This is a genomic window from Streptomyces sp. BK208, from assembly GCF_004364245.1.
Lineage (GTDB): Bacteria > Actinomycetota > Actinomycetes > Streptomycetales > Streptomycetaceae > Streptomyces.
On the sequence record NZ_SOAV01000010.1, the window covers coordinates 1 to 13,543 of the forward strand.

The 13,543-nt window shown below is 75.4% G+C and carries 10 protein-coding genes; 3 read left to right on the forward strand and 7 right to left on the reverse strand.

Annotated features, from left to right (window positions below; all coding sequences use genetic code 11):
* A partial coding sequence (locus tag EV562_RS23735; protein WP_166661965.1) for an RICIN domain-containing protein occupies nt 1–876 on the forward strand: 876 nt, incomplete at its 5' end.
* A 21-nt stretch (nt 877–897) separates the two neighbouring features.
* Here the strand turns inward: EV562_RS23735 and EV562_RS23740 are convergent.
* The 3 genes from EV562_RS23740 to EV562_RS23750 all read right to left on the reverse strand — a co-directional run bounded on the left by EV562_RS23740 (nt 898) and on the right by EV562_RS23750 (nt 4,542).
* The gene (locus EV562_RS23740; protein ID WP_133888875.1) at nt 898–2,964 is read right to left on the reverse strand and encodes an ATP-binding protein; all 2,067 of its coding nucleotides are present in this window, start codon (nt 2,962–2,964) and stop codon (nt 898–900) included.
* 5 nt (nt 2,965–2,969) lie between these two features.
* Nucleotides 2,970–3,656, reverse strand: a complete 687-nt coding sequence (locus EV562_RS23745) for a DUF4255 domain-containing protein (protein ID WP_133888876.1) — start codon at nt 3,654–3,656, stop codon at nt 2,970–2,972.
* A 184-nt stretch (nt 3,657–3,840) separates the two neighbouring features.
* Nucleotides 3,841–4,542, reverse strand: a complete 702-nt coding sequence (locus EV562_RS23750) for a response regulator transcription factor (RefSeq protein WP_243860141.1) — start codon at nt 4,540–4,542, stop codon at nt 3,841–3,843.
* Nucleotides 4,543–4,851: 309 nt separating this feature from the next.
* On the opposite strand from EV562_RS23750, the gene EV562_RS23760 reads away from it, so the two are divergent.
* A complete protein-coding gene (locus EV562_RS23760; RefSeq protein ID WP_133888878.1) occupies nt 4,852–8,211 on the forward strand; it encodes a LuxR family transcriptional regulator in 3,360 nt (1,119 codons plus the stop codon).
* A gap of 28 nt (nt 8,212–8,239) precedes the next feature.
* On the opposite strand, the gene EV562_RS23765 is transcribed toward EV562_RS23760, so the two are convergent.
* The 3 genes from EV562_RS23765 to EV562_RS23775 all read right to left on the reverse strand — a co-directional run bounded on the left by EV562_RS23765 (nt 8,240) and on the right by EV562_RS23775 (nt 12,049).
* Nucleotides 8,240–9,121 (reverse strand): aminoglycoside phosphotransferase family protein, encoded by an 882-nt coding sequence (locus EV562_RS23765; protein WP_133888879.1) that lies wholly within the window; start codon nt 9,119–9,121, stop codon nt 8,240–8,242.
* 54 nt (nt 9,122–9,175) lie between these two features.
* Nucleotides 9,176–10,678: an MFS transporter gene (locus EV562_RS23770; RefSeq protein WP_133888880.1), complete on the reverse strand. Its 1,503-nt coding sequence runs from the start codon at nt 10,676–10,678 to the stop codon at nt 9,176–9,178.
* Nucleotides 10,679–10,888: 210 nt separating this feature from the next.
* Nucleotides 10,889–12,049 (reverse strand): FAD-dependent oxidoreductase, encoded by a 1,161-nt coding sequence (locus EV562_RS23775; RefSeq protein WP_133888881.1) that lies wholly within the window; start codon nt 12,047–12,049, stop codon nt 10,889–10,891.
* 164 nt (nt 12,050–12,213) lie between these two features.
* Here EV562_RS23775 and EV562_RS23780 point away from each other — a divergent pair, with 164 nt between their 5' ends.
* Nucleotides 12,214–12,909, forward strand: coding sequence for a pentapeptide repeat-containing protein (locus EV562_RS23780; protein WP_166661966.1), 696 nt, complete (start codon nt 12,214–12,216; stop codon nt 12,907–12,909).
* A 70-nt stretch (nt 12,910–12,979) separates the two neighbouring features.
* On the opposite strand, the gene EV562_RS23785 is transcribed toward EV562_RS23780, so the two are convergent.
* On the reverse strand, nt 12,980–13,480 hold the full coding sequence (locus EV562_RS23785) for a hypothetical protein (RefSeq protein ID WP_133888883.1): 501 nt from the start codon (nt 13,478–13,480) through the stop codon (nt 12,980–12,982).
* Between the last annotated feature and the right edge of the window lie 63 nt (nt 13,481–13,543).

The window sequence follows — 13,543 nt, forward strand, 5'->3', positions numbered from 1 at the left end:
CTGGCGGTGCGCCGCTCCGGCGTCGATCCGACCGACGTCGAGGGCACGTACGTGCAGCGCGGCTTCCTGCCCCGCTGGCTGGCCACGTTCCTCGGGATCTCCGTGGCCCTCGCGCTCGCGTTCGTGATGATCTGGATCGCCTACAAGCCCCAGGTCCGCACCAGTGCCACCGAGCAGACCCAGCAGGCGGGCGTCGCCCTCTCGCCCAGCCCCAGCGAGAGCGCGCTGGCCCTGCCCAGCACCCCCGAGTCCGCGCCCGCCGAGCAGCCGCAGGCCCAGCAGCCGGTCGCTCAGGAGTCGAAGGACGACGGCGGCGGTGCCGACAAGGACGAGGAGGGCAAGGGCGGCGGGGAGACCAAGAAGCCCGCCAAGCCGGCCCCGAAGCCGGTGGTCCCCGCCGAGAACATCCTGCTGCGGAACACCATCAGCCACATGTGCGCCGAACTCCCCGGCCGGGACAAGGGCGTGGCCGACGGACCCGTCCAGCAGGCCGTCTGTGACGACACCGACGGGGACAACCAGATCTGGAACCTCGAGGTGAAGTACAAGAAGGGCGGCCCCGGCGGCGCGCCGCTCTTCCAGATCCGCAACATCAAGGACAAGTTCTGCATGGACCTGCCGTACCACGGTGCGGCCGCCGTGGGGACACCGGTCACCGAGTTCCACTGCGACAGCACCACGTCGACCGACAACCAGCTCTGGTGGGTCGACAAGCAGGAGAGCGGCGCCTACTGGATCCGCAACTTCTCCAGCAACCAGAAGTGCCTCGGAGTGGAGGGCGCGAACGGCGGGTCCCTCTTCTCCAAGTTGGTGCTCGACAACTGCAGCAACGTCGACGACCAGGAGTGGGAGATCATCCACCCGAAGAAGGACTGACGGCCCGGCCGGTCCCCGCGGTCACCAGCCGCCTTCCCCGGGGACCAGCCGGCCGGCCTTGCGGTACTCACGGCGGGCGCCCTCCAGGAGGTCGTCCGCCGGCACCGTGTCGTCGCGCCCGGCGGCGAGGTACGCGGCGGTGACCACCGCGCTGCGGATCGAACCGCCGGCCAGCTCGAACTCCCGGGCCAGCGGCTCCGGGTCGATGCCGTCGGCCGTCGGGACCCGGGACAGCCCGTGCCGCCACAGCGCCAGCCGCTGCTCGGCGTCCGGGAACGGGAAGTCGACCACCAGGTCCAGGCGCCGGGTGAACGCCTCGTCGATGTTGGCGCGCAGGTTGGTGGTGAGCAGGGCGATGCCGTCGAAGGACTCCAGCCGCTGGAGCAGGTAGGCGCTCTCCATGTTGGCGTACTTGTCGTGTGCGTCCTTGACCTCGGAGCGCTTGCCGAAGACGGCGTCGGCCTCGTCGAAGAGCAGCACGGCGTCGGTGCGGTCGGCCTCCGTGAAGATCCGCTCCAGGTTCTTCTCGGTCTCGCCGACGTACTTGTCCACGACCGACGACAGCTGGACCACGTACAGGTCGAGGCCCAGGTCGGCGGCGACGACCTCCGCCGACAGGGTCTTGCCGGTGCCCGACTCGCCCGCGAACAGGCCGAGGACGCCCCGGCCGCGGCCACCGCCCGCGCTGAGCCGCCAGTCACCGAGGACACGGTCGCGGTGGCGGGCGCGCAGGGCGAGTTCGCGCAGCTGGACGAGGGGTTTGCCGGGCAGCACCAGGTCCTGCCAGTCCACGGCGGGCCGGATGCGCCGGGCGTGGCTCTCCAGGCCGGAGGCCGACTGCCGCCGGGCGGCGAGCCGGACGTGGTCCGCGGTGACCGGGGTGCCGTCGAAGGCCGCGAGGGCGCGGGCGGCGTGCGCGGCCCGCTGGATGCGGTCCCCGCCGAGCCGGTACGGGGCGACGGCCGAGGCCAGGTCGAACCCGTCGGCGTCGGCGCCCAGCGCGGCCCGCCAGGCGGCCGCGCCACCGGCCCGGCGGCCCGGCGCGTCCAGGACCAGCGGGTCGGTCGGCGACCAGTGCGGATCGTAGGGGCGGGGGTCCGTCACGAGCACGGTCACGTCCCCGGCCTCGGTCAGCGCCCGCACCAGCGGGCCCGGCTTGTCGGGCAGGCCCGCCACCACGACCGCCCGGCCGCCCAGGCGGGCCTCGCGCAGCAGCTCGGACACGTGGTCCGCGGGCTCGGTGCAGCGCAGCGCGTCGACCCCCGCGGCGGCCAGGACGGAGGCGACGGCGGCCAGGCCGTCGCCCTCGCGCGGTTCGCGCAGGTAGACGGTGAGCGGTCCCTCGCGCAGCCGGCCGGCCAGCCGGCGTACGAAGTCGTCGGCGTCGGTGCCCGGGGCGGGCAGCGGGTCCGGCATCGGCAGGAGCAGGCCGAGGAGCGCGGCGTCCGGGGTGTCGTCGCCGAGCAGATGGCCGATCAGCCGGTCCGGGACCCGCAGCGCACGGGTGAGGAAGGGACGCTCGGGATCCTCCACCTCCAGCAGGCCGAGGGCGCGCAGCGGCGCGGAGGCGTGGAAGCGGGCGCGGGCCGCCGTCGCGTGCGCGGCCACCCCGCACAGGTCGAGGGCGAGGCCCACGGTCGCGCGCCGGCGGCTGACGTCGTTGTTGAGGTAGCCGTAGAGCGGCTCGAAGGTGCGGTCCACGTCGGGCGCGAGGGCGACGAGCAGGGCGGCCGTGTCCAGTTCGGTCAGTCCCGTCCGCCCGGCCAGCCGCGCCAGCCGGTCCCCCGGTCCGGCCGGACCTCCGGCGGTGACCGGCGGCTCCACGGTCCCGGACGCGCCGGTGCCGGACGGCCAGGTGCGCAGCAGGTGGTGGACGGCCTCGTCGGGCAGGTAGAGGCCGCGCAGCGGGTCGTCGGCCGTGGGGTCGTCGGCGGTGCGGTGCTCGACCAGCGCGGTCACCCGGGACCGCAGGACGCCGAGCCGGGCGAGCAGCACCTGTGCCGGGTCGTCGTACGGACCGGGCCCGGCGGGCGGCGCGGGCGCTCCGGCGGCCGGCGCGCCGGTGCGGGGGGTGTTCACAGTCGTCACGCGGTTCACTGCCGTTTCGTACGGCCGTCCTGGGCGCCCTTGCGGGCGGCGCGGGCGGTACGCGCCGCCGCCACCTGGTGCGGCCGGTGGGAGCGCCCCTCGGGCAGCGGCGGGTCGCCCTCCATGCCGCCGACCCGGACCGTCGCGCCCTCGGTGACCGGCGGCCCCGCCTCGTACTCCGGGAAGGCCGGGAAGGGCGCGGTCACCACCAGGTCGAGGGACGGCTTCAGCTCGCCGCCCAGGGCGGACCAGATCTCGGCGAGGGAACGGGACTCGGTCTGGATGCCGGCCACCGTCAGCGGCACCGACAGCCCCAGCGCGCCCAGCGAGCCGGGGAGTTCGGAGGGCGGCAGCAGCTCACGGGGCAGCAGCGTCGCCAGGACGGCGGACAGCAGCCGGTGCTCGTCCTGCGGGGTCTTCGTCCAGGCCGTCACCAGGTACGACAGCCGGAACCAGCGGGGCGGCTGACGGCGTTTGACGACGATGTCGTCCTGGTCGCGCACCGCCATCTGGCCCCGGTGCCTGCGGCTCACGTCCTCGCGGATGTCGTACAGGTAGGTGTTGACCACGGGGGCGTTGCGGCGGGCCGCCCAGTCACGGGTGGGAGCCTCGAAGGCCACGTCGATGCCCGAGTCCGCCAACGCCCCGCTCTTGAGGAGGGCCTTGAGGACCTCGTCCACCTCGTGGATCACGCTCGTGCTCCCGCCTAGCCCTGCCCGTACGGCCCGCGCCCGGCCCGTAGCCGGCCCGTTCAACGACGCCCGTCGTCGATCGTGCCCCCGGAGCCCTCCCGTCCGCACGCGCGGCGGGGACGACGGCCGGGCAGCAGGCGCTGCCCGTACGGGCCCAAGGGTCCCTGTTCGATTGCCCGTTCGGTCAGATGTAGCCTTCCCGGAGGGCATAGGCCACGGCGTGGGCGCGATTGCGCAGATGGAGCCGTGTGGTGAGCCCGTGCATGACGTTCTTGACGGTGCGTTCGGAGTAGGACAACTTGCCGGCGATCTCTCCGGTGTCGAGACCCTCGGCGACCAGCCGCAGGACGTCCACCTCTCGGGGTGCGAGGCCCAGCGAGGGGGCGCCGGGGCGGCCCGCCGCGCCCCGGTGCAGGGTGCCGACCTGGCTGATCAGCCGGCCCAGCAGGTCCGCGGGCAGGTCGCCGTCGCCGCGCGAGGCGGCCAGGACCGCCTGCACCAGCCGGTGGGCGGTGGCCTCGTGCCGCCAGACGATGGCGCCGACACCGCACTCGACGACGTCGAGCAGCTCGCTCTCGCGGATCGCGCCGACCACGAGCACGGCCCGCGAGCCCTCGCTGCGCACGATGCGGCGCAGCCGGGTCAGTGCCCCGTCGTCGAGCGCGTCCTCGATGAGCAGGGCCACCGTGCCGGGCCCCGACTCCTCGCGCAGGTCGATCTCCGGGTGCCGGCGCAACTGGCTGACCGCGCCCTCGCGGCTGATCGGGTCCGGAGCGGACACCGCCACCGGGACCCGCCGGTCGACCACGCCGACGGCCGGCCCCGAGCCACGGGCCGAGGTGGCCGACGTGACCGATGTGGTGGTGTTCCGGGGTGAGTTGAACAACCGTTTCCCCCCTCTTCACGTGCCCGCAATCCAGCACAGGCCGGTAGCGGATGTGCTTGTTCCACACTTATGGGACCGCTGGGTCTTCGCAATCGTGGACCACCACGAGGTACACCACGAGACCGGCGCTCCGGCCACCGCAAGTGCCCCCCGGGCAGAGGTCCGGGCACGTCACCGGACTCGCGCGGGGACGCGCGGACCGGGGGAACCGGCCGCGAGTCACCGTGACCCGCGCCACTTCGCACCACCGTCGACCGCGATCGCTCGTCTCACCCACCGGGGGAACACCATCCACCACAGGAGGCACCGATGACCGGACCGCTCCGTGAACGCGACGACGCCCACGCGCTGTTGGCCGCCGAGATCGAGCGCGCACGGGCCGGCACCGGCCGCCTCGTCCTGCTGCGCGGAGCCGGCGGCACCGGACGCACCTCCGCGCTGGAGACCGCCGCCCGGCACGCCGAGGATCGCGGCCTGCGGGTGCTGCGCGTGCGCTGCTCGCCCGAGGACACCTCGGTGCCCTTCTCCATGGTCCTCCATCTCCTCGGCCCGGTACCGGAGTTCGCGGACATGACGCCGGGCGGCGACGACCGGGGCAGCGCGGCCCGGCTGTGGCGGCTGCTGCGCTCCTACGCGGACCAGGGCCCGGTCGTGGTGGCCGTCGACGACGTGCACCTCGCCGACGACTCCTCCCGCCGCTGGCTGGCGGAGGCGGCCCGGCACGCCGACCGATTACCGCTCCTGCTGGTCGCCACCGAGCGCAGCCAGTACGACATCGACCCGCGGCCCCCTGGCCTCACCCAGGCGCTGCCGCCGTCCCTGGTGCGCACCCACACCCTCGCCCCGCTGAGCGACGCGGCGGCGGCCGAGCTGGTCCGCGACGCCTTCCCGGACGCGCCCGCGCCGTGGACGCGGGAGGTGGTCCTGGCCGGTGCGGGCAGCCCGCTGCTCCTGCACGCCCTGCTGGACGACCTCGGCGGCACCCCGCACCCGGACGGCCTGGCACCCGTGCCGGTCACCTGCGCCGCGCTGTACCCCGGGTCCTACCCGGCGGCCGTCTCCTGGTGGCTGAACGGCGCGGGCCCCGCGACCGCCGACGTGGCGCGCTCCCTCGCCGCCCTGGAGCAGGCCGGGCCCGCCGGTCCGGAACCGGCACAGGACCGGCCCGCCGGTCCGCCGCCGCCCCCGGGCGCGCTTCGGCATGCCCTCGCGCACCCGTGGACGCCGCCGTCCGAACCCGTGCACCGGCACCCGCACGACACCCCGGCGGTGCGCACGCGCCGGCCCGGGGACATCGCACCGGGCTGCCGGGACGTGTGGGGGCCGGACCCGGCCGAAGGGCGCCCGGACGGGTGGGGAGCCGACCCGGACGACGGCCGCCCGGACGCGTGGGGAGCCGGCCCGGCCGACGGCGCCGGGGACCCGCGGACGTCGCCGTCGTGGGCGTACGGCGCGGCCTTCCCGGCCGCCGCGGGAGTGGGCTCCGGCCCGGAGCACGCCGAGCAGGGCCCCTACCCGCACCCCACCGAGCCGGGCGACGGGGCGGGGGCGCCGCACGCCTGGTCCCCGACGCCCGCGGCCCACGCCCGGTACGGGGACCGCCCCCGGTCCGCGCCCGGCGCCGCCGCCTACGGCCGTACCGATCCGCCCGCGCACGCCCCGCACCGCACGACGCTCTGGCGTACTCCCTCCCCGCCCCGGGCGCCGGGCCCGGCCGGGGACCCGGTGGACGTGCTCGCCGAGGCGGCCGGCGCCGACCCCGTGCGGGTCGAGGGCTGGCTGGCCGCCATGACACGGCTCGGGCTGCTGCGCCCCGACGCGGGCGGGCGTCCCCGCTACGCGCACCCGCTGCTGCGCGACGCCGTCCTCACCGGCTGGCCCCGGCCGCGCCGGGAGGCCGTGCACCGGGCGGCGGCGGAGGCGATGCTGCGCCGCGGCGACCGGGTCGAGGCGGTCGCCCGGCACCTGCTGCGCACCCCGGCCGTCGGCCTGTCCTGGGCGCTGCGCGTCCTGCGCGACGCGGTGACCGTCGCCGTGCACGACGCCCGGCCCGCCGACGCCGTCGGCTACCTGCGCCGGGCCCTGGACGAACCGCTGCCCGACGGCCTCCGCCAGCGGCTGCTGACCGAACTGGGCTCCCTGGAGTACGCGTCGGCCGACACCCCGGCCGCCATCGCGCGGCTCGCCGAGGCCCAGCACCTGCCGGCCGAGCCCCGCAACCAGGTGCGCACCGCCGTCGCCCTGGGCACCGCCCTGGCCGGCCGCGGCGAGATCCGCACCGCGATGGAGGTGCTGCGCCGCACGGAGGGCCGCCTTTCCGGCCACCCGGGTCTCGCCCGCACCGTGCAGACCGCCACCGCGCTGCTGTCCGACGAGGACCTCGCCACCCGGCAGGAGGTGTACCGGTGGCTGTGCGAGACCGGACGGCACTCCCCGGAGCTGGTCGGCACCGCCGGACAGGCCCTGCTGGTGCGGTACGCGGCGACGGCCGCGCTGATCTCCGCCGAGGAGGCGATGGCCCGGGTACGGGGACTGCTGGCCCAGCCCACCGACCCGCTCGCCGAACCCTTCCTCCTCGGCACGGCCGCCGCGGTCGCCCAATGGGCCGACGAACTCGACGAGGCCGAGAGGCTCGTGGAACGCGGCCTGGCCGGACAGCACCCCGCCCTGCTGCACCCGATGCAGCACGCCCTGCTCAACACCCGCGCCGACATCGCCGCCGCGCGCGGCCGGCACACCCGGCTGCTCGCACTCGCCGCCGACCCCGGACCCGGCCCGCACCCCACCAACCGGGACGCCCACGCCCTGACGGCACTCGTCCACACCGGCCGCACCGACGAGGCCCTGCGCTACGCCGACCGCTTCGACCTGCGCGAGGCGCCGGAGAACTGGGAGCTGAACCGCTACCTGTACGCGCGGGGCGTGCTGCGCGCCGCCACCGGCGACCCGGCGGGCGCCCTGCACGACTTCCTGGAGTGCGGACGCCGCCAGGCGGCCCGCGAGGTGATCAGCCCCGTCGTCACCCCGTGGCGCACCGCGGTCGCCGAGTGCCGGCTGGCGCTGGGCGGCGGCCCCGAGGCGCTGGCCCTGGCGACGGAGGAGCTGCGGCTGGCCCGGGTGTGGAACACCCCGCGCACCGTGGGCCGAGCGCTGCGCGTGCTGGGCACCGCGACCGGCGGGCGGCGCGGTCTCGAACTGGCCGAGGAGGCGGTACGGACCCTGCGCGACGCGCCCGCCGACACCGACACCGAGCTGATCCCCGCGCTGCTCGCCCAGGGCCGCCAGCTCCTCGACGCGGGCGAGCGCGGACGCGCCCGGGCCCGGCTGCGCGAGGCGGCGGAACTGGCCGAACGCCAGGGCGCTCTGCGCTGGTTCACCCTGGCCGACCAGGCCCTGCGCGAGGGCGGCGCCCGCAGCCCGGTGGCCTCCCGCACCGGCGCCGGGGCCCTGACCGGCAGCGAGCGCCGGATCGCCGAACTGGCCGCCGACGGCCGCACCAACACCGAGATCGCCGAGCTGCTGCATCTCGCCCGGCGCACCGTGGAGACCCATCTGACCAGCACCTACCGCAAACTGCGGATACGGCGCCGGACGGAGCTGCCGGGCGCGCTGGAGCGCGGCGGACGCCGGGAACGCGCCCGGGAGCCGGACCCCGACTCCCGGTGCTGAGGGCCTCCGGGCGGGGACGCGGCGCCGCTCACAGGTCGCGCAGCAGCCGCCCGATCTCCAACTGCTGCGGCTCCAGGGGGTCTCCGTCCTCGACGTTCCACAGGCTGTTCTGCAGCACGCGGCCGAGGGACCAGGCGCGGGCCCGCTCCCGGTCCAGGCCGAGGACGTCGGTCATGGCGTCGAAACGCCAGCGCGTCTGCGCCGGGTCGTAGCGGTTGTCGAGCGCGGGGAGCAGGTCGAACGCGGGGTCGCCGGCCAGCGGTTTGGGGTCGATGGCGAGCCAGCGGGCGCGGTCCGCGGCGAGCACGTTCTCGTAGTGCAGGTCCCAGTGCAGCAGCCGGTCGCCCGGCTCGTCGGCGACCTCGCGCACGGCGGCGGCGCAGTCGGCGACCAGCCGCCGGTCCGCCGGGTCCGCGATGCGCTCCAGCGTCCCGGGCGTCCGCTCCAGCATGCCCCGCGCGATGTCGCCGAGCCGGCGCATCCCGGGCGGGGCGGGGGTCGCGGTGAGGTGGGCCAGCAGCCGGGCGATGACCAGGACGGCCTCGCGGGAGTCCTCGACGTGACTGAGCATCCGACCGGCGTCCAGGCGCTCCAGCAGCATCGTCCCGGTGGCCGCGTCGTGGTCGAGCAGCCGCACCGCGCCGTCCCCGGCCCACACCCGCAGGGCGACGGGCTCGCCCTCGGACTCCGCGTCGGCGATCTGGAGCTTCAGCACGGCCTCGGTGCCGTCGCCGCGCACCACCGGCAGCACCAGCGCCGCCCAGCCGTGCATCGACGGCCCGTCGAGCCGCAGGTCCCACCGCCGGAGGAAGTCCTCCGCCAGCGCGGGCAGCCCCGCCACGAACGCGCGCCCCGCCTCCCCGTTGTACTTCGCCTGCGACGCCGCGAGTCTTTCGGGTACGACAATCACCCGGCCGAGGCTACCGGGGCCCCCGTTCCCGGGCACCCGGATTACCCGCCCGGCTCAGCCCACCGGCTCCCGCACCGGACTCTGCGCGGGATGGCCGTGCTTCGGCGCCTTCGCCGTCACCATCACCCCCGCGATGATCCCCGCCAGCAGCATGACGCCCGCGGCCACCCAGATGGCGACGGTGTACCCGTGCACGATCCCCTCCCGCACGATCAGCTCCCGCTGCGAGGGGTCGGTCAGGTGCGCGGCGATCCACGAGGCGCTCGTACTGGTCGCGATGGTGTTGAGCAGCGCCGTACCGATCGAGCCGCCCACCTGCTGCGAGGTGTTGACCGTCGCGGAGGTCACGCCGGAGTCCTTCGGGGCGACCCCGGCGGTGGCCGTGGAGAACACCGGCATGAACGTCAGGCCCATGCCGAGGCCCATCAGGAGCAGCGCCGGGAGGATCTCGGAGGCGTACGCCGAGTGCACGGTCATCCGCGTGAGGATCACCATGCCGCCGGAGGCGAGGAGCATGCCCGGCACCATCAGCATGCGCGGGCCCACGTGCGGCAGCAGCCGGGCCGAGATCTGGGTGGAGCCCACGACGATCGCCGCGGTGAGCGGCAGGAACGCCAGGCCGGTCCGCACGGGGGAGTAGCCCAGGATGACCTGGAGGTAGTAGGTCATGAAGAGGAACAGCCCGAACATGCCGATGACCGCCAGCATCATCGTCAGGAAGCAGCCGGCCCGGTTGCGGTCCCGGATGACGTGCAGCGGCAGCAGGGGCGTGGCCGCCCGGGTCTGCCACCACACGAAGGCGGTCAGCAGGACCACGGCCAGCGCGAACAGGGACAGCACCAGCGGGTCGGTCCAGCCGCGGGGCTGGGCCTCGCTGAAGCCGTAGACGAGGGAGACGAGACCGCCGCAGCCGAGGATCACGCCGGGCACGTCGAGACGGGCGTCGGCGTGCCCGGGCCGGTCGTGCAGCAGGGCGAACGCGCCGATCACGGCGACGACGGCGATGGGGATGTTGACGTACAGGCACCAGCGCCAGTTGAGGTACTCGGTGAGCACGCCGCCGACGATGAAGCCGATCGCCGAGCCGCTGCCCGCCAGCGCGCCGTAGATGCCGAAGGCCTTGCCGCGTTCCTTCGGGTCGGTGAACGTCGTCGTCAGCAGGGACAGCGCGGACGGCGCGAGGAGGGCGGCGAAGACGCCCTGGAGGGCACGGGCGCCGAAGAGCATCACCGAGGTGGTCGCGGCGCCACCGATCGCCGAGGCACCGGCGAAGCCGATCAGGCCGATGACGAAGGTGCGTTTGCGCCCCACCAGGTCCGCGACCCGGCCGCCCAGCAGCAGCAGACCGCCGAACGCGAGGGTGTACGCGGTGATCACCCACTGCCGGTTGGCGTCGGACATGTCGAGGTCGCGCTGTGCGGAGGGCAGCGCGATGTTCACGATCGTCGCGTCGAGGACGACCATCAGCTGGGCCAGGGCGATGACGACCAGCCCCCACCAGCGGCGGGGATCGGCCTCCGCGGGCGCGCCGGGTTCACCGGTCCGGGAGCCACTCATTGGGCCAGAAGACCATGGTTCGGGACGTATCGCATCCTGTTGCGCGCCCCGTGGAACGGATCGGCGCCGCCTTCCCGCGGTCACGGTTCCGGCACCCCCTTCCCGGTCGTCTCCCCGTTCTCCAGGGCGCGGTGCGCGCGGACGGCGTGCATGACGGACCTCCCGAAAACGCGCTCGTGGGGATGCCTGCGCGGCGCCCGGTCAGCGTCCTCAAGCATGCTTGAGGTCGAGCTCGTGCCGTCCGAGGGCGAGGGAGACCGCCGTCAGGGCACTGTTGAAGGAGACCTCGGAGAGCAGACCGGGCGAGGCGACCTGGTCACCGGCGAGGTAGACACCGCCGCCGCGGTCGACGGCCGGCCGGTCGCGCCAGGTGGTGCCGGGCAGGTCGACGGCGCCGGTACGGCCGTGCGCGACCGCCTCGCGCCGCCAGGTCAGCCGCTCGCGCCAGCCGGGGAAGCCGAGGTCGAGCAGCTCCTCGGCCCGTGCGGTGCCGTCCGCCTTGGACTCGTCCGGCGCCAGGGGGATCTGCCCCTGGATCAGCTGCTCGCCCGCCGGCGCGAGGGTGCCGTCCTGCGCCGTGAACCGCTCGATCCACCCCGGCGCGTCCAGGTCGGAGACGGCGAAGGCGTCGCCGCGCCGGGTCCGTACGGCCAGGTCGACCAGGGCGGTCCGGCCGCTCGGCCAGGTCAGCGCCGGGTCGTCCAGCAGCCGGCGGGCCGCGTCGAGGGAGGTGGCGACGATGACGGGGGCGTCGGTGGGCAGGGTGTCGACGCGGGAGAGCGTCTCGATCCGGACGCCGAGGTTCCAGGCCAGGGCGGCCATCCGGTCCACGACCGTGGACCAGCCACCGCGCGGGTAGTGCGCCTCGGGCGGCAGCTTGGCGGCCCGGCGCAGCCGCTCCTGCACGAAGGCGGCGGACAGCGACCCCGGGTCGTGGTGGAACAGGGCGACGGCGCTGTAGTGGGCGGCGGCCCGGGCGCCCTCCTCGCCCGCGACGCCGGCCGCCCAGGTCAGGAAGTCGGTCTCGACCGGGGCGGGGCCGACGCCCCGGCGCAGCAGTTTCAGCATGGCGAACGGCGGGGTACGGCGCAGCGCACCCCTGTGCCGCAGCCGCAGCCGGGCCGCCTCCAGCGGCGGAAGGGGCGCGAGCGGGCCGATCAGGTCGTGCCGGCGCAGCCAGGACCAGTGCGGGCCGCCGTTGTAGAGGGCGTGCGGGCCGTCGTTGGTCCGGTAGGGGCCGTCGGCGGTCCTGGCCCGCCCGCCGAGCGTGTGGTGGGCCTCGTGCACGGTGACCTTGGCGCCCGCCTCGGCCGCGGTGATGGCCGCGGTCAGTCCGGCGAAGCCGCCGCCGATGACGGTGATGCGATGCATGACTCGGGTTCTCCCTCGGGTCGGGGTCGCGGCCGGGCCACCCGGTGCGGCGGCCGTCCGCCCCTAGGACGTTCGCGGGGGTACCGGGTGTGACATCCCGCCGGGAGGAAGGGCGTTTCCGCAGGCCGGCGGCGGCTGTCGGTGGCAGGGGGCAGCATGGGGGGATGGTGAGGAGAGCGACGGGCGGGCGCGGTACGACGACGGTGCGCGGGGCGAGGCGTCCGGAGCTGCGGCTCCCGCCGCTCACGCCGTACGCGGACGGCGGACTGGAGCCGGACGGGGACTACGACGCGCTGGAGTTCCGGGAGGCGGACCTCACCGGGCAGGAGGGCTCGGGCGCCCGCTTCATGGACTGCCTGCTGACGGGTTGCGCGCTGGACGAGACGTCACTGCCCCGGGCCCGGCTGCTCGACACGGTCCTCACCGCCGTGCGCGGCGTGGGCACGAACCTCGCCGAGGCCACCCTGCGCGACGTCGAGCTGCTCGACGCCCGCCTCGGCGGCACCCAGCTGCACGGCGCCGTACTGGAGCGGGTCCTGATCCGGGGCGGCAAGATCGACTACCTCAATCTGCGCCGGGCCCGCCTCAAGGACGTCGTCTTCGAGGGCTGCGTCCTGGTCGAGCCGGACTTCGGCGGTGCCCGCCTGGAGCGGGTCGAGTTCGTGGACTGCGCCCTCAAGCAGGCCGACCTCGGCGCGGCCACCCTGACCGACGTGGACCTGCGCGGCGCCGCACCGCTGGAGCTGTCCCGCGGCGTGGACCGCCTCTCGGGCGCGGTGATCAGCCCCGCCCAGCTCCTCGACCTGGCCCCGGTACTGGCGGCGGAGCTGGGGCTGCGGGTGCTGGCGGAGGATCACTAGGAGCGGGAGCGGGAGCGGGAGCGGGAGCAGGTCCGGGTGCCGGGCCGGGCCGGACGGTCCGGGGGAGGGCTCAGGTCACCCGCGGGAAGCGGGCCTGAAGGGACCAGATCGCCGGGTTGTCCGCCAGGTCCTCGTGCAGGTCGGTGAGGTCGGCGAGCAGGTCGTGCAGGAAGTCCCGGGCCTCCCGGCGCAGTTCGGCGTGGGAGAAGGACAGCGGGGGTTCGTCCGCCGGGAGCCACTCCGCCTCGATGTCGACCCAGCCGAAGCGGCGCTCGAAGAGCAGCCGGTCGGTGGACTCGGTGAAGTCCAGCTCCGCCCGCTGCGGCCGGGACGCCCGGGAGCCCGCCGGGTCCCGGTCGACGTGCTCCACGATGTCGCACAGCGCCCACGCGAAGTCGAGCACCGGCACCCATCCCCAGGCTGTGGACAGCTCCCGGTCCGCCCTGGTGTCGGCGAGGTACACGTCCCCGCAGAACAGGTCGTGGCGCAGGGCGCGGACGTCCGCGCGCCGGTAGTCCGTCTGCGGCGGGTCCGGGAAGCGGGTGGAGAGGGCGTAGCCGATGTCGAGCACGAGGGTGATGGTGTCATGGCGCCGGAGCGGGCCGCGCCGCCGAGCGGCGGGTACGTTGCCCCC